At 63.5% G+C, this 20,319-nt stretch carries 17 protein-coding genes and 1 pseudogene; 9 read left to right on the top strand and 9 right to left on the bottom strand.

The features are described from left to right. Positions 1-5: 5 nt before the first annotated feature. Both EN955_RS05785 and EN955_RS05780 read right to left on the bottom strand, forming a co-directional pair. Entirely contained in the window at positions 6-1,082 is a 1,077-nt protein-coding gene (locus EN955_RS05785) for an ABC transporter substrate-binding protein (RefSeq protein WP_024502467.1), read from the bottom strand. A gap of 62 nt (positions 1,083-1,144) precedes the next feature. Then, complete coding sequence (locus EN955_RS05780) at positions 1,145-2,392, bottom strand: enolase C-terminal domain-like protein (RefSeq protein WP_024502466.1); 1,248 nt, start codon at positions 2,390-2,392, stop codon at positions 1,145-1,147. 149 nt (positions 2,393-2,541) lie between these two features. Between EN955_RS05780 and EN955_RS05775 the strand changes: the two genes are divergently transcribed. Then, positions 2,542-3,303, top strand: coding sequence for a GntR family transcriptional regulator (locus EN955_RS05775; protein ID WP_081714232.1), 762 nt, complete (start codon positions 2,542-2,544; stop codon positions 3,301-3,303). Positions 3,304-3,433: 130 nt separating this feature from the next. On the opposite strand, the gene EN955_RS05770 is transcribed toward EN955_RS05775, so the two are convergent. The 7 genes from EN955_RS05770 to EN955_RS05740 all read right to left on the bottom strand — a co-directional run bounded on the left by EN955_RS05770 (position 3,434) and on the right by EN955_RS05740 (position 11,916). Then, entirely contained in the window at positions 3,434-4,312 is an 879-nt protein-coding gene (locus EN955_RS05770) for an SMP-30/gluconolactonase/LRE family protein (protein ID WP_024502465.1), read from the bottom strand. A gap of 46 nt (positions 4,313-4,358) precedes the next feature. Beyond that, on the bottom strand, positions 4,359-5,321 hold the full coding sequence (locus EN955_RS05765) for a 3-keto-5-aminohexanoate cleavage protein (RefSeq protein WP_013533047.1): 963 nt from the start codon (positions 5,319-5,321) through the stop codon (positions 4,359-4,361). Next, positions 5,318-6,265: a 3-hydroxyacyl-CoA dehydrogenase gene (locus EN955_RS05760; RefSeq protein ID WP_024502464.1), complete on the bottom strand. Its 948-nt coding sequence runs from the start codon at positions 6,263-6,265 to the stop codon at positions 5,318-5,320. Before EN955_RS05760 ends, EN955_RS05765 begins: the two co-directional genes overlap by 4 nt. 10 nt (positions 6,266-6,275) lie before the next feature. Continuing rightward, positions 6,276-7,082, bottom strand: coding sequence for an SDR family oxidoreductase (locus EN955_RS05755; protein WP_024502463.1), 807 nt, complete (start codon positions 7,080-7,082; stop codon positions 6,276-6,278). A gap of 13 nt (positions 7,083-7,095) precedes the next feature. Continuing rightward, a complete protein-coding gene (locus EN955_RS05750; protein WP_024502462.1) occupies positions 7,096-9,180 on the bottom strand; it encodes an ABC transporter permease in 2,085 nt (694 codons plus the stop codon). Beyond that, on the bottom strand, positions 9,177-10,709 hold the full coding sequence (locus tag EN955_RS05745) for a sugar ABC transporter ATP-binding protein (protein ID WP_024502461.1): 1,533 nt from the start codon (positions 10,707-10,709) through the stop codon (positions 9,177-9,179). The genes EN955_RS05750 and EN955_RS05745 overlap by 4 nt, the downstream gene beginning before the upstream one ends. Before the next feature lie 79 nt (positions 10,710-10,788). Further along, positions 10,789-11,916, bottom strand: a complete 1,128-nt coding sequence (locus EN955_RS05740; protein ID WP_013533052.1) for a sugar ABC transporter substrate-binding protein — start codon at positions 11,914-11,916, stop codon at positions 10,789-10,791. A gap of 220 nt (positions 11,917-12,136) precedes the next feature. On the opposite strand from EN955_RS05740, the gene EN955_RS05735 reads away from it, so the two are divergent. The 8 genes and pseudogenes from EN955_RS05735 to EN955_RS05695 all read left to right on the top strand — a co-directional run. Next, positions 12,137-12,811, top strand: a complete 675-nt coding sequence (locus EN955_RS05735) for a GntR family transcriptional regulator (RefSeq protein ID WP_013533053.1) — start codon at positions 12,137-12,139, stop codon at positions 12,809-12,811. Between the two features lie 290 nt (positions 12,812-13,101). Beyond that, complete coding sequence (locus EN955_RS05725; protein WP_024502460.1) at positions 13,102-13,929, top strand: phosphogluconate dehydrogenase C-terminal domain-containing protein; 828 nt, start codon at positions 13,102-13,104, stop codon at positions 13,927-13,929. Between the two features lie 326 nt (positions 13,930-14,255). Next, entirely contained in the window at positions 14,256-15,197 is a 942-nt protein-coding gene (locus EN955_RS05720; RefSeq protein WP_024502459.1) for a D-ribose ABC transporter substrate-binding protein, read from the top strand. Positions 15,198-15,290: 93 nt separating this feature from the next. Beyond that, entirely contained in the window at positions 15,291-15,935 is a 645-nt protein-coding gene (locus EN955_RS05715; RefSeq protein WP_024502458.1) for a DUF2291 family protein, read from the top strand. Beyond that, positions 15,932-17,488: a sugar ABC transporter ATP-binding protein gene (locus EN955_RS05710; RefSeq protein ID WP_024502457.1), complete on the top strand. Its 1,557-nt coding sequence runs from the start codon at positions 15,932-15,934 to the stop codon at positions 17,486-17,488. Before EN955_RS05715 ends, EN955_RS05710 begins: the two co-directional genes overlap by 4 nt. Beyond that, positions 17,481-18,545 carry an ABC transporter permease gene (locus EN955_RS05705; RefSeq protein ID WP_024502456.1) on the top strand — a complete coding sequence of 355 codons (1,065 nt, stop codon included), beginning with the start codon at positions 17,481-17,483 and terminating at the stop codon, positions 18,543-18,545. The genes EN955_RS05710 and EN955_RS05705 overlap by 8 nt, the downstream gene beginning before the upstream one ends. A 2-nt stretch (positions 18,546-18,547) precedes the next feature. Further along, positions 18,548-19,582 (top strand): Gfo/Idh/MocA family oxidoreductase, encoded by a 1,035-nt coding sequence (locus EN955_RS05700; RefSeq protein WP_013533060.1) that lies wholly within the window; start codon positions 18,548-18,550, stop codon positions 19,580-19,582. Further along, positions 19,579-20,319: pseudogene (locus EN955_RS05695) on the top strand (hypothetical protein); the annotation flags it as partial. The gene EN955_RS05700 and the pseudogene EN955_RS05695, both read left to right, overlap by 4 nt.

Genomic DNA, 20,319 nt, shown 5'->3' with positions numbered 1-20,319 from the left:
GCTGCTCATTTCGGCGCGGGAACGCCCGGCAGAGGCTCTTTCTTAGCGTTGGCGTCGATGATCCTGGCCACCAGCTCTTGCGGATATTCAGCATTGACGACGCCGCCTGCGGGAACCGTCTTCAGCCAGGCGTCAAGGTCAGGCTGATTGATCTGCAAGAGCGGCACCTCGACGAATTTCGGCACCTGCTTGCCGGCCAGAATCTGCTGCGCGACCCAGAACGCGACCTGGGAGACGCTGGGCGTGGCACCCAGCGAGAAGGTTTCGTAGCCGCTGGCGTCATGCTCCTGCTTCCACAGCGCCAATTCGTCCTGGCGGTTGCCCATGATGATGATCGGCAGCGGCCGGTTGGCGGCCTTGAATGCCTGCGCCGCGCCATAGCCGTCGCCGCCCTGCGTCAGCACCGCATCGACCTGAGGCAGCGACGGCAGGATGCCCGACACTTCCTTTTGCGCGACGGTCGCCGTCCACTGGCCATAGACCTCGCCGACAGCCTTGTAGCTGGCGTGCGCCTTCATCGCCTTCTCGACGCCCTCATGCAGGCGCTTGTCGAAACCGTCGCCGGCCATACCGCGGATCTCGAAGATGTTGGCCGGTTTGTCGCCGAGCTTGCTGGAGATGAAATCCAGTTCTGCCTTGGCATAGGAGTCAAGGTTGTAGTCGACGACATAGGCGCAAGGCTCGGTGACGCCGCTGGCGAAGGCAACGACCGTGATACCGGCATTGCAGGCATCCTTGATGGCGCCGTTGAGTGCGGTGTCGGAGCCGGCAAGGACGATGATCGCGTCGTAGCCCTGCAGGATCAGGTTCTCGATCTGGCTGGCCTGTTCGGTCACCGAATTGTTCGAGCTGACGACGGCTGTTGCGGCGACCTGCTTGTCGGCCACGGCCTTGGCGCCCATTTCCTCGAAGCTCTTTATCATCACCTGGCGGAAGGAATTGCCGGCGTAGGAATTGCTGAAGGCGATCTTCTTGGCCGAAGTGTCGCCCTTGGCGACGCCGTCATCGGCGCGCGCGTCCAGCGCTGCAAAGCTGGTGCAGCCGAGCATGGCTGCAACGAATAAGGCTGTGGTCCTGCTCATTGTTGTTCTCCTCCGGTTGAAAGTCATAGCGTCCTCCCGCCGATCCTTTCGAACGAAAAATGTCAGCCCAGCCCGAGATCGGGCACGGCATCGTTCAAATGGTCGGCGAAACTGGTGTTGGGCAGCAGCGGATACCAGCCCGGACGGCCAGGATCGCGGTCGTAGGCGTAGCCGCCCAGCGAGCGATAGAGCTCGGCATAGGTTGCGAGTTTGTCGCGATCGAGCTCGACACCGAGGCCCGGTGCCTCCGGCACCGCGATCGCACCATTCTCATAGCGCATCTTGCCGCCGACGATGATGTCGTCGGCAAGGTGGTGGTAATGCGCGTCGGCGGTGAAGACGAGGTTGGGCAGCACAGCGCCAAGATGCAGCATGGTGGCGAGCTGGATGCCGAGTTCGCCAGAGGAATGCACGGCAATGCCGAGGCCGAACGTGTCGCAGATCTGCGCCGCGCGCACGCAGGCGCGGATGCCGCCCCAGAAAGTGGTGTCGAGCAGGATCACGTCAACCGCAGGGTCGCGCACATTGGTGGCGAGCTGTTCGAAATCGATGACGATGGTGTTGGTGGCCAGCGGGATGGAGAGCTTCTCGCGCAAGCGGCGCATGCCGGCAAGGCCCCAGGTCGGATCCTCGAAGTAGTCGTTCCTGAGATCGGAGATGGCCTGGCCGAAACGCAGCGCCTCTTCGACCGACAGCGCCGCGTTCGGATCATAGCGCAGCGTATCGGCAGGAAATTCGGCGGCGAGCGCCCTGAAACACTCCAGCTCATAGTCGGGGTGAAACACGCCGGCCTTGAGCTTGTGGGCGTGAAAACCATGTTCGGCCTTGAGCGCGCGGGCATGCTTGAGCAATTGATCGATGGTGCGGACCTCGCCCCTGCCGCTGCGGCGGTCGGCATAACGGAAGAACAGATAGGAGGCGAAGCCGATCCGGTCGCGTACGCGCCCGCCAAGCAATTGGTAAACCGGCACGCCGAGCTTCTTGCCGATGATGTCGAGACAGGCGAATTCCAGCGCTGCGTGGAGCTGCGTGCGGTTGTTGTAGAGCGACGCCGTCGGATTGCAGATGGCGTAGCGCATGCGGTTGAGATCGAAAGGGTCATGGCCGACCAGGTAAGATTTCAGGCCGGCGAAGGCGAGTTCCGCTCCGGCACCACCGCCGCCCATCTCGCCGAGCCCAACAATGCCCTCATCGGTCTCGACCTCGACCACGGTCCGGACAAAGCGTCCCCAATGCGTACCGTTGCTGTGCCGCAAGGCTGCTTCCAGCGGAACGGTGATGGTGGTCGCCTTGATGTCCGTGATCTTCATACCGGCTCCTCTCCCCTAGCCTTCTGGCGTCATACACACTACCATGGTAGTATGTCAACAGAGCTTCAATCCTGCTTGCCGCTTGAGTTGGGACGTGCGCAGTGTCATGACCGGAGCAGTGCAGCGCCATTCACAGCAACGGATTCGTCATGGGGACCAAGCTTTCGGGGGCGACCAGATTTTTAGGCAGTGCTGCCAGGCCGAAGAACGCCGGTCAGCGCGAACCCTCGCGGGTGCTGGAGCCGGTCAACAATCGCATGCCGATCTCGCCGCAGATCTACGAGCGCCTGCGCCGCGCCATCACGACGCTGGCGATGTTGCCGTCGGAGGCGCTCAGCGAACAGGACCTTGCCCAGCAGCTCGGTGTCAGCCGTACACCGGTGCGCGAGGCGCTGATCCGGCTTGCCGATGAAGGGCTGATCGACATCCTGCCGCAACGCGGCAGCTTCGTCGCGCCGATCCGCCTAAGTGACGTCGAGGAAGCGCAGTTCATTCGCGAGGCACTCGAAGTCTCCGTCGTGCAGAAGCTGGCCGGCCACGGTTCGAGCGCCTTCATCGCGGCAGGCAGGGTGAACCTTGCCCAGCAGGCCAAGGCAGTGGCCGAGGGCGACCGCGAGCTTTTTCTCGAGCTCGACGAGGGCTTCCATCGCAGCCTTTGCGAAGAGGCCGGCCTGCCCAAGAGCTGGCGGGTGATCCAGGTGGTCAAGCTGCAGATGGACCGTGTGCGCTATCTGAGCCTGCCAGAGCCCGGCCACCTCGAAACGCTGCTCGCTCAGCATGTGGCGATCTTCGAGGCCGTGGAGACCGGCGAGGCAAAGCAGGCAGGCGCGCGTATGGCGGCGCATTTGCGCGAAGTGCTTCGCACGGTTCAACGGCTCAACGTGGCCCGCCCGGACCTCTTTGGCCAATGATCCGTCGACCGCTCATTGTGCCATTGGGTGAAGAGCAGACGCCACGGACGTGCTGCCACATTCTTAATGAGGGATTCCTGCGCGCCAAGGCCTGATCCGCGTATGCTACGGGCGCTTCGCTTGCCTGGCGTCAGCCGCCGAAGCGCGGTTCCGCAACGCCTTTGATGCCAAGGCCCGTGATGGCGAACAGGCTGCCGCGCAAAACGCCGTCGCCGGGAAAACGCGGCAGCGGCGGCTTGGCCATCGAGGTGACGTAGAGGGTGTCGAGCTTCGGTCCGCCGAACATGACGCTGGTGATCTTCTTGACCGGCATGTCGATGATGCGATCGATGCTGCCATCGGGCGCGTAGCGCACCAGCCTTCCGTCATAGACCAGCGCATTCCAGAGATAGCCCTCGGCGTCGACGGTCGAGCCGTCCGCCGCACCGCCTCGGCTGGTGTCGACGCGCACGAAGGTACGCCTGTTGGTGGCGGCACCGGTGGCGATATCGTAGTCGTAGGCCCATATCTCGCCGGTCCAGGTATCGGCGAAATAGAAGGTGCGGTCGTCGGGGCTCCAGCATGGACCGTTGGAGCAGATGATGCCGGAATCGATCCGGGTGACGGAAAAATCCGGATCGAGCCTGTAGAGACCGCCGGACGGCCCCTCTTCCATCGTATCCATGGAGCCGGCGAAGAAACGGCCGCGCCGGTCGACCTTGCCGTCGTTGAGCCGGTTCATCGGCTTGTCCGGCTCGGGATCGTGGATCAGCGTCACCTCGCCGGTGGCGAAATCGAGCAGATGGAAGCCGCGCTGCAGCGAGACGACAGCGCCGCCGCCGTCCTTGCGCAGCGCCATTGAGCCGATCTTCATCGGCACGTCCCATGACCGGATCTCGCGCCCGTCGGCGGTCGCCCGAAACACGCGCCCGTCGAAGCTGTCGATCCAGTAGAGTCGTTCCTGTTCGACGTCCCACAGCGGTCCTTCGCCCAGTGTGGTCTTCACGTCCACCACGACTTCGATCTTCATGCCGTCCTCCTCCGTTTTGCGTCTCGCGGCGATTGCTCGGGCCGCCTCAGAAAGCGACCTTGTCCCCGCCTTTCAATGACAGGATTTCGCGTGCCTCGTCGGGCGTCGCCACCTCCATGCCGAGTCCTTCGATGATCTTGCGGGCCAGCAAGACCTGCTCGGCGTTCGACTTGGCAAGCTTGCCCTTGCCCGCCCACAGACTGTCCTCCAGCCCGACGCGGATGTTGCCGCCAAGGGCCGCCGATTGCGCGGCGATGCGCAGTTGGCTGGCGCCGGCGCCCAGTACCGACCACCGGAACTGGTCGCCGAACAGCCGGTCGGCAGTGCGCTTCATATGGGCAACGTCTTCTGGATGCGTGCCGATGCCGCCGAGCAGCCCGAACACCGACTGCACGAAGAAAGGCGGCTTCACCAGCCCACGGTCGGCGAAGTGGGAAAGGTTGTACAGATGGGCGATGTCGTAGCACTCGAACTCGAAGCGCGTGCCGTTGTCGTAGCAGGTCGCCAGAATGTACTCGATGTCCTTGAATGAGTTGCGGAAGACGAGGTCGCGCGTCGCTTCCAGATGCGGCTTTTCCCAATCGAACTTGAAGGTCTCGTATTTGTCGGCCAGGTGATAGAGCCCGAAATTGATCGAGCCCATGTTGAGCGAGGCGACTTCCGGCTTGAACTGGGCGGCCGGGCGCACGCGCTCCTCGACCTTCATGTAGGGGCTGCCACCGGTGGTGATGTTGATGGCGGCGTTGGTGCCTTGCTTGACGCGCGGCAGGAAGCGGGCGAAGGCCTCCGGCGTCTGGTCGGGCTTGCCGGTTTCCGGATCGCGGGCATGCAGATGCAGGATCGCGGCACCGGCTTCCGCCGCCGCGATCGCCTCCGAAGCGATCTGGTCGGGCGTGATCGGCAGATAGGGCGACATGGTCGGCGTGTGGATGGCGCCCGTCACCGCGCAGGTGATGATGACCTTGCCCCTGGTCCGTGCAGGTCCCGGCTTGCGACTGGTTTGCGTCATTCTCCAAACTCCTGATCCGATTTTCTCTTGTGGGCGGCGAGCGCCATGAGCCGGCGGTCACGCCACACCTGCCGGTCGCCTAGGCTTTGCTGTGGCAGTCGCTTGCGGCGATCAGCCTCGACCGTGTCGATGACCTTGCCGGCCCAGTCGACGCGCCGCTGCGTCTGGGGAAAGATGTTGGAATAGATGCCCTGATAGCGCTCGACATAGTCGCGCACGCCGCCGGGTGCATTGAGATCGATGGTCTCGAACGGCCCCATGAACGACCAGCGCAGCGCCAGCCCGTCGCGGATGCCGATGTCGACATCCTCGACACTGGCGTAGCCATCGGCGACAAGCCGGAAAGCTTCCTCAAGCAATGCGCCTTGCAGGCGATTCATGATGAAGCCGTCAAGCTCGTGCTGCATGTCCAGTGGCGCGTGGCCGGCGTCGACGAGGAAGGCGCGGGTTCTCTCGACCGTCTCGGCCGAGGTCCACGGCGCCGGCACGATTTCGGCCGCCGGAATGAGATAGGGCGGGTTGATCGGATGCACGACCAGGCAGCGCTGCCGCCCTTGCAGATGGTCGGTGAATTTCGACGGCAACAGCGCCGAGGTGGAACTGGCGATGACTGTTTGCGGATCGGCAAGCGTGTCGATCAAGGAGAACACCTTGCGCTTCACCTCGAGATTCTCGGGCGTGTTCTCCTGGATATGCACGGCACCTGCCAACGCCTCTTCAAGCTCGGCGACAACGGAGATACGGTCAAGAACCTCACCGGCTTGCTGTCCCCGCAGAAGATCGTTCGCGGCGAGATCGCCGAGCACGCCGGCAATGTAGTCGCGGGCTCCACCTGTGGCAGTGGGCGACTGGTCCCACATCCGCACGTCATGGCCGGCGCGGGCGAAGCTGATCGCCCAGGCCCGCCCGATGAACCCGCTTCCGACGATCGCGACATTGGCCATGGTTTGTTCCTCAAAGTGTTTCGACGTTGCCGTCGACGCCGAGCGATTGGCCGGAAATGTTGATCCCCGCATCGGAGAGCAGGAAGGCGACCATCGACGCGACATCATAAGGGCTGGTCATGCGGCGCAGCGAGATGTTCTGCAGATAGCGTCCGGTCATCTCCTCGTGGCTGATACCGACCTGCTTGGCGCGCGCCGAGATAACACCTTCGATGCGGGGGCCCTCGATGATGCCGGGCAGGATGGCGTTGACCCTGATGGCGTGCGGCCCGAGCTCTTTGGCCAAGCTTTGCGTGAAACCGATGACACCGAACTTGGCCGCCGAATAGGGTGTGCGGAAGGCGTAGCCATGGCGGCCGGCGGCCGACGACATCGAGACGATCGAACCGCCGCCCGCCGCCTTGATCAGCGGCACCGCGCGCCGGGCGCACAGGAACTGGCCGGTCAGGCAGATGTCGATGCAGCGCCGCCAGTCCGCCGGATCGATCTCGTCGACACCGCCGGTCGGCCCGGCAATGCCGGCATTGTTGATCAGCGCATCGAGCCCGCCGAGTTTTTTCTCGACCGCCTCGAACAGACGGTCGACGTCCTCGTCGCGCGAGACGTCGGCCTTGACCGCCGCGACCAGGTCGATCTTGCTGGGAGCAGCGGCCAGCGCCTCGTCGGAAACGTCGCAGACGACGATGCGGGCGCCGAGGCGTGACAGCGTGTCGGCTATGGCAAACCCGATGCCGCCTGCGCCCGCCGTCACCAGCACGCGCTGGCCTTTCAGCCCGGTCAAAAATTCGTCCGCCGATGCCGGCGCCCTTGTGCTCATGGTCCTGTCCTTCTCATTGCAGCCGCCGTTCGCGCAGCGCCATGACGGCGCCCAGAACGACCAGTCCGTAAAGAATTGCCCTCGTGGCATAGGGAAGCGTGGTGCCGGCGAGCAGCATCTGCAGTGCCGTCAGCAACAACACGCCGCCGAGCATGCCGAGATAGTGGCCGCGCCCGCCGGTGATCAGCGCGCCGCCGACCACCACCACGGCGATCGACGGCAATAGATAGTCGTCGCCCATGCCGAGGCTCGCCTGACCCGAAAAGCCGGTCAGCATGACGCCGACAACAGCCGCGCAGACGGCCGAAAGCATGTAGACCAGGATCAGCGTGCGCTCGACGCCGATGCCCGACAAGCGCGCCGCGCGCAGCCCGTTGCCGATGCCGTAGACGCGCCTTCCGAACGGGGTGCGGCCAAGCAGGAGTACCGCTGCGACGACAAAGACGACCATCAGCAGCACGATTGGAGTCAGCAGGCCGGCGAGCTTGGCCGTCATGACCCAGCGCAGCATCGGCGAGGAAAACCCGGCCGGCGTTCCCTGCGAATAGAGCAGCGCACAGCCTTGCAGAATGCCGTTGGTGGCGAGCGTCATGACGATCGGCGAGATGCCGAGATAGACGATGCCGAAACCATTGGCGAAGCCGATGGCGCAGGCCATCACCAAGACGACCGGCAAGGCGTAGACAAGGGCGGCGTCGGAGCCGTTGACCATGCCCGCCAGGATGATGCCGGAGATGCCGATCGTCCACGGCACGGAGAGATCGAGGCCTCCGGTCAGGATGACGGTTCCCTGTCCGAGCGCCAGGACGGCTAGGAAGGACGATAGCACCAGCAGCGAATTCCAGTACCCCGGATTGAGGATGGCGCGGCCGAGCCAGATCTGGGTGACAAGCACGATGAGCAGCAGGCAGACATAGGCCGGCAGCGCATAGCGCAGCGTTTCCGCATTGCGCAGATGGAAGGCAGGGCGCGGCGATGCCGGACTGCGCTGGGCATGGGCTGGCTCGGCGATCTTGAGACGCCGGTCCACGCGCTCGAGCTGCGAGGGCAATATGCCGGCGCGCCAGGCGGCGAGCCGGGCACGCGCGGCGCGCAGTTGCACGGCAAGCACCGATGCATGCGAGATCGAGCCGGCAAGTGCTGCCAGCACCAGAATGGTGCCTTCGGCGATGGTCGCATAATAGGCCGATACGTTGAGCACCAGCAGGATGTTCACCACGATCATCAGGATGTAGGCGCCGAAGACAGAGCCCACCGGACCGCCCTGCCCGCCACCGAGGCGCGTGCCGCCGACGACGACCGCCGCGAACATCGACAAGAGCAGCGGATTGCCGACCAGCGGATCGCCGCTGCCGGTCTGGGCGCTGATGAACACGCCGGCAAGGCCATAGCAGCCGCCGGCGATGACATAGACGGCAAAGCGCACCAGAACGACATTGATGCCGACGGAAGCGGCCGACTCCGGATCGCTGCCAAGCGCGTAGAGTGCTGTGCCGAAGCGGGTTCCCTTCAGCCAGAACCAGGCGAGCAGGACGACACCGATCACCACCAGCGGCATCGGCAGCCAGCCGGCGATCGCGTCGCCGAGATAGAAGGTGCCGAGATCGGGCGACACGAAGCCGCCGGGCTTGTCCATCACCAGCAGCGTGACGCCTTGCAGGATGAACATGGTCGACAGCGTCACCACGATCGGCTGCATGCGCAGCACCGCGATGAAGAAGCCGTTGAAGGCGCCCACCGCCATGCCGACGCCGATGCCGACGGTGGTCCACAGAAGGATGCTTGCGCCTGGCGCCATCGGATCCATGCTCGATGCCAGCACGGCATTGACCAGCGATATCACCGCGCCGGCGGACAGGTCGAAGCCGCCCGACAGGATCACGATCGTCTGGCCGATCGCCGCGAGCGCCGAGGTGGCGCCGCCGCTCGACAGGAACGACACATCGAAATAGGTCAGCGGCCCGGCGCTGATCCAGTCGACGACGAAGAGCAGGATCGCCAGGACGGCCGCGGCGATCAGCGCGCCGCGATTGCGCACCAGCGCACGGCGCAGTCCGAAGCCGCCGGGAACAGGGGATGAGGCTGCTGCGCTGCTCATGCGGCGGCTTCCCCGGCATGGCCGAGCGCCGGGCGCATGATGGCCGGTTCGGTGATGGCGTCGCCTTCGAGTTCGGCGGCGATGCGCCCGTCATAGAGGACCAGCACCCTGTCGCATTGGTGAACGAGTTCGGGGATCTCCGTCGAGTGCAGCAGGATCGAACCGCCCGAAGCCACGTAGTTTCGCATCATCACATAAAGCTCGTGCTTGGTGCCGACGTCGATGCCTCGGGTGGGATCGAACAACAGCAGGATGCGGCTCTGCGCCACCAGCCACTTGGCGATGGCGATCTTCTGCTGGTTGCCGCCGGAAAACGCACCGGCCCGCGTCCACAGCGCGCGGCGGTCGACCTCGACAGTGGCGAATGCCGCCTCGACGGAGCGGGTCTCGGCTTGCGCGTCGACAAGGCCTAGCCGTGTGAAGCGCGATATCACCGGCAGCGTGGCGTTCTGGCTGCCCGACAGTTTCAGGAACAGGCCTTCGGATTTGCGGTCTTCCGGCACCAGGCCGATGGCCATGTTGGGGCGCAAGGCATCGGCCGGCGAACCGAGCCAGACCTTGCGGCCGTCGACGAGGATGTGGCCGCGCTCGATCTCGGCCATGCCAAAGCAGGCCAGGAACAGGTCCTGCTGGCCCATGCCTTGCAACCCGGCGACGCCGAGGATTTCGCCCTTGCGCAGATCGAAGCCCGCGCCGTCGAGCTTGCGTCCGACCTTGAGGTCGCGCACGCCCAGAACCGGCGGACCGAAGGCCTGGGCGCTGTCCGGCTTGGGCGGAAAGGTCTGCTCGATGCTGCGGCCGATGATCTTTTCGATGACGTCGGCATCCGAGACATCGGCGACCGGCGCGGTGACGATGTGGCGGCCGTTTCTCAGGATCGTCAGCGTGTCGCACAAAGCGCGGACCTCGCGCATGCGGTGGGTGATGAAGACGATGGTGGTGCCTGCCACCTTCAGCCTGGCGATGATGTCGCCCAGCCAGTCGACGTCGCGTCCGGCGAGCGTCGAGGTCGGTTCGTCGAGCAAAAGGATGCGCGGCTTGCGGTAGACGGCGCGCGCGATCTCGATCTTCTGGCGCACCGAAAGCTCGAGCTCGCTCACCTCGGCATCGAGATCGACGGAAAAACCGAGATCTTCGATATGGCGGCGGACGGCCTTGCGGGCGGCACCGCGGCGGATCAGGCCGGAGATGCCGACGGGGGCGTAAGGCAGCAGCATGTTGTCGAGCACGGAGAGATCGCGCACCAGGGTCATCTCCTGGAATGCTGTCTGCATGCCGAGCGCATGTGCTGCGCGCGGTGCGCCGTAAGCGATCTCCTTGCCGAAGACACGGACATGGCCTTGGCTCGGCCGGACCAGCCCGGACAGCAGCTTCACCAGTGTCGACTTGCCGGCTCCGTTTTCACCGAGCAGGGCATGGACGCTGCCGGGCGCGATCGCAAACGACACGCCGTCCAGCGCGACGGTCGGGCCGAACGCCTTGCTGATGCCGTCGATCTCGACGGCGGGGAGCTCGGAGTGTTCTGTCATTGTCCTCGATCGCCGGCTTGGCATGGATTGACGACGCACGGACAGTTGTCCGTGCATCGTCACACGGGCCTTGGGAGGCTTAGTTCTCCGGTTGTCCGACGAGGGCAGCATTAAGGCCGACCTCGGGTGTCTGGTCCGAGAAGATCGAGGCAAACCAGCCCGGATTGGAGACCAGCGACGGCTTGAAGGCGTTGCAGCCGGCCTTCATCTCCGCCCATGTGCCTTCGTCGCACAGCTTGATCGTCTCATTGGTAACGACCGGCAGCGGCAGGATGGTGGTCTTCGGCACGTCCTTGCCTTCGATCGCCTCGACGGCAAGCTTCAGCGCCAGCGCACCCGAATAAGGCGGCGAGGCATAGGAAATGCGTTGTGCGCCCGCCGGTGCATAAGGAGGAGCGGCACCTTCGACTTCGGTGCCCTCCGGCAGCATCTGGATGCGGCCGCCATTGGAACCTTCGCCGGCGCAAGGCAGGAGTTCGCTGGTCTTCTTGCCAGCCTCGAGCTGCATCGAGTTGGCGGTGAAGCAGCCGACCTGCATCCACAGTCCGTTGATGTCGTCCCAATTGCGGGTGGCCAGGATTTTCGAAAGTTCGGTGCGGGCGACCGCCTGGCTCCACATGCCGACAGCCTCGCCGACGATCTTGATATCAGGATACTTGGCGAAGACTTCCTTGGCGGCCTTTGTCCGCTGATCGTCAACGGATGTTCCCGGGACGCCCGTGATGGCGATGATGTTGCCCTTGCCGTTGAGCTTCTTGACCAGCCATTCGGCGGTCACCCTGCCCGCTTCCAGCTGGTCTATGTGGACGTTGTAGGCGCAAGGCTCGGTGATCTCGGCGTCGTACGCAAAGACCTTCACACCCTTGTCGCAGGCATTCTTGACGACCTGGTTGAGCGCGGTCGGCGAGATCGGATACACGACGATAGCTTCGGCGCCGCTTTGCACCATTGCGTTGATCTGCTGAATCTGGCGTTGCGCGTTGGGGCCAGCGACCTGGACCTGCAGGTCGACCTTGTCGGCCAGGCTCTTATGAGCGGCCATGGCCTTGACCATGTTGGCCGCCTCCGCCTGCCAATCATTGCCGATGTAGCTCATGCTGAGAAAGATCTTGTGCTTCTCGGCGGCCTGCGCGGCGGACAGGCCGAAGGCGCACGCAGCCATGCCGGCCAGCAGCGCGAGCCGCCGGACTTTCGATCCGATACCCATGTGGAACTCCTCCCAAACAGAACGACCGAATGCCTCCCAAGGGTACAAAACGTAAACCCTTGTCATTCGATGCCAGCGACCGTATCATGATTTGATCAAATATCAATGATGGAATCGTTTATATCAAAACGGGCTATGTCGGCCGCTTGACGTGGCACCACGAACCTTGCATTCCGGCACAAGCAATAGTGTCGCCCATGGGCGGGAAGGTTGACCGGAGATGGCTGGATCGGCGTTCAGGAAGCCTGGTGTCGAGATCATTCCATTGTCCAAGGAAACTCTGCAGGACCGGGTCTACAACCAGGTCACCGAGTTGATCCTCGACGGCAGCATCGTGCCGGGCGAGATGGTCACGGTTCAGAGCCTCGCCGACGCCTTTGGCGTCAGTCCGATGCCGGTCAGGGAAGCGCTGCGGCGCCTGACGGCAGCCAACGCGCTCACCGTGGTATCCGGACGCTCCATTGGTATTCCGGCGCTCAGCCGCGAGCGGCTCACCGATTTGCGCAATGTACGTTTTGAGATAGAGGCCATCGCCGCCGGCTGGGCCTCACAGAACCGCAGTGATGCGGATCTTGCGATTTTCGCGCGCGATCTGGACTCACTGGAACGCGCGAATGGCGCGGACGACGTAAAGGCCTATCTCAGGGCGAATTATACCTTCCACTTCGCAATCTACCGAGCAGCGGGATCCGAAACCCTGCTCAAGATCATCAAGGATCTATGGCTGCAGATCAGCCCCTATTTCAATATGCTGCATGGATCCTACTCGACCGCGAACACATACCATCAACAGATGTTTGCGGCCCTGCGCGACCGGGACGAGCAGGCAGTTCAGGCGGCGGTTCGCGGCGATATCGATGCGGCTTTCGACATGCTGGTCGATCTTTTGAAGTAGCGCCCGGCCCGACCTCCGACCCTTATCACATGCCTCCTATTTCTGGGGATGGCAGAGCAGCGCTCATGCGCACTCAGCGAGCAAGCGCGGGCTTCTTCTGGTGATCTAGAGGTCATATCCCGAGCGCGCCATCCATTGTTCTCGTGCTGGAGCTTGCCGGCGGCAGCCGATGACGCGGCGAACGCATCGCATGGTCATTATCGGATTGCCAAAATCTGGTAGCGTGATTATACCAGTTGATCAGTTGACGACGGGCTATGCCGTCGGCGAAGAACAGGAGTGGTGACCAGATGACAACGATTGCGCTGTTCGGGGCTGGCGGGAAAATGGGCTACCGCCTGTCGACCAATTTTCGCGGGTCGCCCTACACAATACGCCATGTCGAGGTCAGCGATGCCGGCAAGGAGCGCCTGAAGACCGGGCTGGGTTTCGATGCGGTCAGCGCCGACGAAGCGCTCAAGGGCGCCGATGTGGTGATCCTGGCCGTTCCCGACACGCATATCGGCAAGGTGGCGAGCAGCATCGAGAGCAAGCTGGCGCCGGGCACCATGGTGGTGGTGCTCGACGCGGCGGCACCCTTCGCCGGCCACCTGCCGAATCGACCGGACCTCACCTATTTCGTCACCCACCCCTGCCATCCGCCGATCTTCAACGACGAAACAGACATGGCGGCAAAGAAGGACTATTTCGGCGGCGTCAAGGCCAAGCAGCATATGGTCAGCGCCTTGATGCAGGGGCCGGAAGAGGATTACGCCAAGGGCGAGGCGATCGCGAAGATCATCTGGGCGCCGGTCATGCGTTCGCACCGCGTCAGCGTCGAACAGATGGCGCTGCTGGAACCCGGGCTTTCGGAGACGGTGTGCGCCTCGTTGCTGGTGGTCATGAAGGAAGCCGTCGACGAGGTCGTGGCACGCGGCGTCGACCAGCAGGCGGCGCTCGACTTCCTGCTCGGCCATATGAACGTGCTGGGCGCCGTCATTTTCGGCGAGACCAAGGGCGTTTTCTCGGATGCCTGCAACAAGGCGATCGAGTTCGGCAAGCCGGTGCTGATGCGGGACGACTGGAAGCGCGTGTTCGAGCCGGAAGAGATCGCCGCCAGCATTCAGCGTATCACCTGAAGAGGAGAGGCGCTGCCGCAGCGCCGCGACGTCGCCGTACCGTTGCGACGCTCGGCATCGTAGCTCATCAGGTACATATCACCTGAATTCGTGGTTGACTCATCATACCAGTTGGCTTAGCTGTTCATGGCTCGGATCGACAGGGTTTTCGCAGGAGTACGATGCCTGGGCGAGTGGAGGATGGCTGGGGAGCAACGATCCGTGGAGGGGAAGCCGGCAAACGGCTCTTTAGCCCGGAAGCGATCCGCCGCCCGCGCCGCCTGACGAATTCGGATGCCGACAGATGCTTTGGGTAACCAAGGCAATTTTTCAAACGGGAGGACTTCATGAAACTTACACGCAGAATGACGCTTGCGGCTTTCGCCGGCATGCTGGCGCTTGGCACGGCCGTGCCCGCCTACGCGGCGGATCTCATCGCCATCATCACGCCCTCGCACGACAATCCGTTCTTCAAGGCGGAAGCCGTCGGCGCCGAAGCCAAGGCCAAGGAACTCGGCTACGAGGCGCTGGTGCTGGTCCATGACGACGACGCCAACAAGCAGTCCGAGCTGATCGACACCGCGATCGGCCGCGGCGCCAAGGCGATCATCCTCGACAATGCCGGCGCCGACGCCACCGTCGCCGCGGTACAGAAAGCCAAGGACGCAGGCATTCCGTCCTTCCTGATCGACCGCGAGATCAACGCCACCGGCGTCGCCGTCGCGCAGATCGTCTCCAACAACTACCAGGGCGCCCAGCTCGGCGCGCAGGAATTCGTCAAGCTGATGGGCGAGAAGGGCAATTTCGTCGAGCTGGTCGGCAAGGAATCCGACACCAATGCCGGCATTCGTTCCAAGGGCTATCACGACGTCATCGACGACTATCCGGACCTGAAGATGGTCGCCCAGCAGTCGGCCAACTGGAGCCAGACGGAAGCCTATTCCAAGATGGAATCGATCCTGCAGGCCAACCCCGACATCAAGGGCGTGATCTCCGGCAACGATACGATGGCGATGGGCGCCTATGCGGCACTTGCCGCGGCGAACCGCAAGGATGTCATCGTCGTCGGCTTCGACGGATCGAACGATGTTCGCGACTCCATCACCTCGGGCGGCATCAAGGCAACGGTGCTGCAGCCCGCCTTCGCGCAGGCGCAGATGGCGGTCGAGCAGGCCAACGACTTCATCAAGAACAAGAAGTCGCCGGCCAAGGAAAAGCAATTGATGGACTGCGTTCTGGTCAATGGCGACAATGCCGCCAAGCTGGAGACCTTCGCGCTGACGAACTGAGCCAGCGTGATTTGAATAGCGAGGGGCGAACCCAGGATCGCCCCTCGCCGCCATTTTCCGTGGGCCGCCCACGATGCTGAACGACAGGCCGCCATGCTGAACACCAAGCCGAACTGGCCGATCCTTACCGTGATGGTCGGCATCAGCCTGACCGCCTGCAAGATCCTGCCGACGAAATCGGACGACGGCAACAACGCTGCCACCTTCAATCCAGACAAGATGGTCGAAGAGATATGGGCGGCAAAGGTCGTGCCCTATCTCCAGCAGAAAGCCGGACCGTTTGCGCAGGTTCACACCCTGGCGACAACCGACCCAGCGGCTGCCGGCGCCAAATACGGCAATCCGAACAAGCAGGCGAATTCGCCTTGGACTTTCGCGGTTCGGCTGGAAGGCAAGATTATCGCGGCCAACACACAGTCGCGTGCGGCAACGGTCGACGTCGATGTCGACGGCGACGGCAAAGCCGATGCACGGGTGCAGATCGGACCGGCGGTGCGCGGTACCGCGCTGCGCGACAGCCTGGACTTCATCCAGTTCAACGACTTCACCAACCAGATCGACTTCGCCCAGTTCGGCAAGGCTTTCAACGCTTATGCCGACAAGATGGTGCTGTCGAAGCTGCCGCGCGAGGCGCTGGAAGGCCGCAGCGCCAAGGTGCTCGGCGCCTACACGCTGGGCAGCGGCCAGGACCTGCCGCTGGTGACGCCGGCGGAGGCAGAGATCGGGCCGAAGCCATGAGCGCGATCGCGGAGCGCGAAATCATTCTGAAGCTCGAGGACGTCTCCAAGGTCTATTCCGGCACCGTTGCGGTCAAGCGCGCCAATTTCGAGGTGCGCAAGGGCGCGGTCAACGTGCTGGTCGGCGAAAACGGCGCCGGCAAGTCGACGCTGATGAAGATCATCGCCGGCGTCGAACGGCCGACCGCCGGCCGCATCCTGCTGGAAGGCGAAGAGGTTTCCTTCTCGTCATCCGGTGATGCGGTGAACCGTGGCATCGGCATGGTGTTCCAGGAGCTGAACCTGTTCGGCAATATGAGCGTCGCCGAGAATATTTTCGCCACCCGAGAAATCACCAACCGCTTCGGCAAAATCGACCACGCGCAACAGGAAAACCGCGCTGCGGAATTTCTGGAACGCCTACAGGCCGGCATCCGGCCCGACATGCTGGTCGAGGATCTGCGCATCGGCCAGCAGCAGCTGGTCGAGATCGCCAAGGCGGTTTCGCTCGATGCACGCATCCTGATCATGGACGAGCCGACCTCGGCGCTGAGTGCAGCGGAAGTCGAGATCCTGTTCAAGGTGATCGCCGACCTCAAGGCGCGCGGCGTGGCCATCGTCTACATTTCGCACCGGCTCGAAGAGCTGATCCGCATCGGCGACTACATCACCGTGCTGCGTGACGGCCGCATCACCGGCCAGGAAGAGATGAAGAACGTCGACACGCAGTGGATCGTTCGCCAGATGATCGGCTCCGACGCCAAGGACTTCGCCAAGGCCGACGGCCATCTTCCGGGCGAAGAGATTTTTCGTGCCGAGGAGATCTGCCTGCCTCGTGCCACCGGCGGACTTGCCGTTGACCATGTCTCGTTGTCGCTGCGTGCCGGCGAGATCCTCGGCATATACGGCTTGATGGGCGCCGGGCGCAGCGAACTGTTCGACTGCATCATGGGCCGCCACGACCATTCGACCGGCGACATCTTCATTGGCGGTAGAAAGGTCAAGGAGCGCGATACGACGCGGCGCATCCGGCGCGGGCTGGCGCTGATCCCCGAGGATCGCCAGCGCGAAGGGCTTGTCTCGATCCTTTCGGTCGCCAGCAATTTGACGCTGGCCAGCCTGTCGCGCTTTGCCCGCCTGTTCCACATCCGTGCCGCCGACGAAAGGCAGGCGGTGACGCAGGTGGTGCGGGAGTTGGCGATCAGGGTCGCCGACCCGGCGCAAGAGGTGTCGTCGCTGTCGGGCGGCAACCAGCAGAAGGTGGTGATCGGCAAGGCGCTGCTCACCGAACCCAAGGTGCTGTTGATGGACGAGCCCAGCCGAGGCATCGATGTCGGCGCCAAGGCCGACGTCTTCCGCACCATGCGCAAACTGTCCCGCGACGGTTTGGGGATTTTGTTCGCCACCTCCGATCTCGATGAGGTGATTGCGCTGTCGGACCGCATCGCAGTGATGAGCAACGGAAAACTGACCGGCATGTTCGACCGCACTGAGGCGACGGAGGCGGCACTCGTCGCCGCATCGGCGCTTGGCCACGGACCAGCCCCACATACGGAGAGCACCGCCCATGACTGACATCCCAGCCAAAGCGGCCGCTCCCTCCGCTTCCAGCGGCTCGGTGCTGCTGACAGTTATGAAGCTCAGGACCTTCATTGCGCTGATCGCCGTGCTGATCTTCTTCTCGATCGCGGCGCCGAATTTCCTGTCGACCGCCAATCTGATCCTGATGTCGAAGCACGTGGCGCTGAATGCGTTCCTGGCGATGGGCATGACCTTCGTCATCATCACCGGCGGCATCGACCTTTCGGTCGGTTCGATCGTCGGCCTGTGCGGTATGGTGGCCGGGTATCTCGTGCTCAACGGCATCGACCTGCAGATCGGCTACACCATCTATTTCAACGTCTTTGAGATCGCGCTGATCACGCTTGCCGTCGGCATATTGATCGGCGCCGTCAACGGCTTGCTGATCACCAGGCTAAACGTCGCGCCGTTCATCGCCACGCTCGGCGTGCTCTATGTCGCGCGCGGCCTGGCGCTGCTGTCGTCGGATGGCCGCACCTTTCCCAACCTCGTCGGCAAGCCGGAGCTTGGCACCACCGGCTTCGGCTTCCTCGGGGCCGGTCGGCTGCTTGGCCTGCCGGTGGCGATCTGGATCCTCATCGTCGTTGCACTGGGAGCCGCCTATCTCGCCAAGTACACGCCACTCGGTCGCCATATCTTCGCCGTCGGCGGCAATGAACGGGCGTCGCGGATTTCGGGCGTCCGGGTCAACATGGTCAAGATGTTCGTCTATATGTTCTCCGGTTTCTGCGCGGCGATCGTCGGCCTGATCATCTCGTCCGAGTTGATGGCCTCGCATCCGGCGACGGGCGAAAGCTTCGAGCTCAACGCCATTGCGGCGGCGGTGCTTGGCGGCACTTCGATGTCGGGCGGCCGCGGTACGATCGGCGGCACCATCGTGGGCGCCTTCGTCATCGGCATCCTTTCGGACGGGTTGGTGATGATGGGCGTGAGTTCGTTCTGGCAGATGGTGATCAAGGGCCTCGTCATCATCGTCGCCGTCGTCGTCGACCAGGCACAGCGCCGGCTTCAGCAACGTGTCACCTTGATGCAGATGGCAAAGGCAGGCTGAGCATGGCGGAACTGCGGGGAGCGCTGATCGGCTGCGGCTTCTTTGCCGTCAACCAGATGCATGCCTGGCGCGACATAGCGGGCGCCTCGATCATCGCCATCTGTGACCGTGACCCGGAACGGTTGCGGATCGTCGGTGACCAGTTCGGCATTGCGAAGCGCTATACCGACGCGGCGGAACTATTTGCCGGCGAAAGCCTGGACTTCGTCGATATCGCCACCACCGCGCCCAGCCATCGTCCGCTTGTCGAAATGGCGGCCGCCCACCGCGTTCCGGTGATCTGCCAAAAGCCGTTCGCGCCGACGCTTGCCGACGCAAAGGCGATGGTCAAGGCATGCGCGGAAGCCGGCGTTCCGCTGATGGTGCATGAGAATTTTCGCTGGCAGTCACCTATCCAGGCGGTGCGGACCGTGCTCGATAGCGGCGAGATCGGCACGCCCTTCTTCGGGCGTATCTCCTTCCGCTCGGCGTATGACGTGTTTTCCGGTCAGCCCTATCTGGCGACGGGAAAGCGCTTCATCATCGAGGACCTCGGTATCCATATCCTCGATATCGCCCGTTTCCTGCTCGGCGACGTCTCGACCATCACGACACGAATCGCCCGCATCAATCCCGCCATTGCCGGCGAGGATGTGGCGACCATGCTGATGGACCACAAGAGCGGCGCAACCTCCGTGGTCGACTGCAGCTACGCGACGAAGCTCGCCACCGAGCCGTTTCCCGAAACGCTGATCGAGATCGATGGCAGCGACGGCACGATCCGGCTGGCGCAGGGATACCGGCTGACCGTCACCGGCAAGAGCGGCACGGCCGTCACCGACGTCTCGCCGCCGCTGCTGGCCTGGGCGTCGCGGCCCTGGCACAACATCCAGGAAAGCGTCGTCGCCATCCAGCAGCACTGGGTAGACTGCCTGGCAAAGGGCGTACAACCGGCGACCTCGGGCGCGGACAATCTCAAGACGTTCGCGCTGGTCGAGGCCGCCTATGCTGGGGCCGCGAGCCGGCAACCGGTGCAACTCGACGCCTCGCTGAAATGACCGCCGATACCTTCCTCCTTTACGGCACGCGCGTGGTCGAGGCCGAGCCGGTCAGGCTCAGCGCAGGCGCGCTCAGCGCCGACTTCGTCAACGGCAATCTGCGCACCATTCGGCATGGCGGCACCGAAGTGCTACGCGCCATCGCCTATATCGTGCGTGACCGCGACTGGGGTACTTACGAGCCTGAACTGACTGAGCTTGTCGTCGACCAGGGCGCCGACGCTTTCTTGGTCAGCTATACGGCAAGCTGCACCGGGCCGGACGCAAGTCGGCTCGCCTTTCGCGCCACGATCAAAGGCTCCTCTGATGGCTATCTGGCCTTCGACGTCAGCGCACTGCCCGAGAGCGATTTCGAGGCCAATCGCTGCGGTTTTTGCATCCTGCATCCGATCGCCGGTCTCGCCGGCAGCCCGGTGACGGTCGAGCATACCGACGGCAGCGTGGTCGCCACGAAGCTGCCGCTGTTGATCGATCCCTGGCAGCCTTTCAAGCATCTGCGCGCGATCACCCATGAGGTTCAGCCGGGCATCGTCGCCGAATGCCGGATGGAGGGCGACACTTTCGAGATGGAGGACCAGCGCAACTGGTCGGACGCGTCCTACAAGACCTATGTCCGGCCGCTGGCGCTGCCATGGCCCTATGTGCTGCCGGTCGGCCAGACTGTAAGCCAGACGGTCAGCCTGTGCATCACCGGCGAAGGGAAAATGCCGGCAGCCGCTGCAACCACCGAGCCGGTT

This window comes from Mesorhizobium sp. M7A.F.Ca.CA.001.04.2.1 (genome assembly GCF_003998485.1).
In the GTDB taxonomy this organism is placed as follows: domain Bacteria; phylum Pseudomonadota; class Alphaproteobacteria; order Rhizobiales; family Rhizobiaceae; genus Mesorhizobium; species Mesorhizobium ciceri.
The sequence above is the reverse complement of the archived record's forward strand: the minus strand, read 5'-3'. Positions and strand labels throughout refer to the sequence as shown.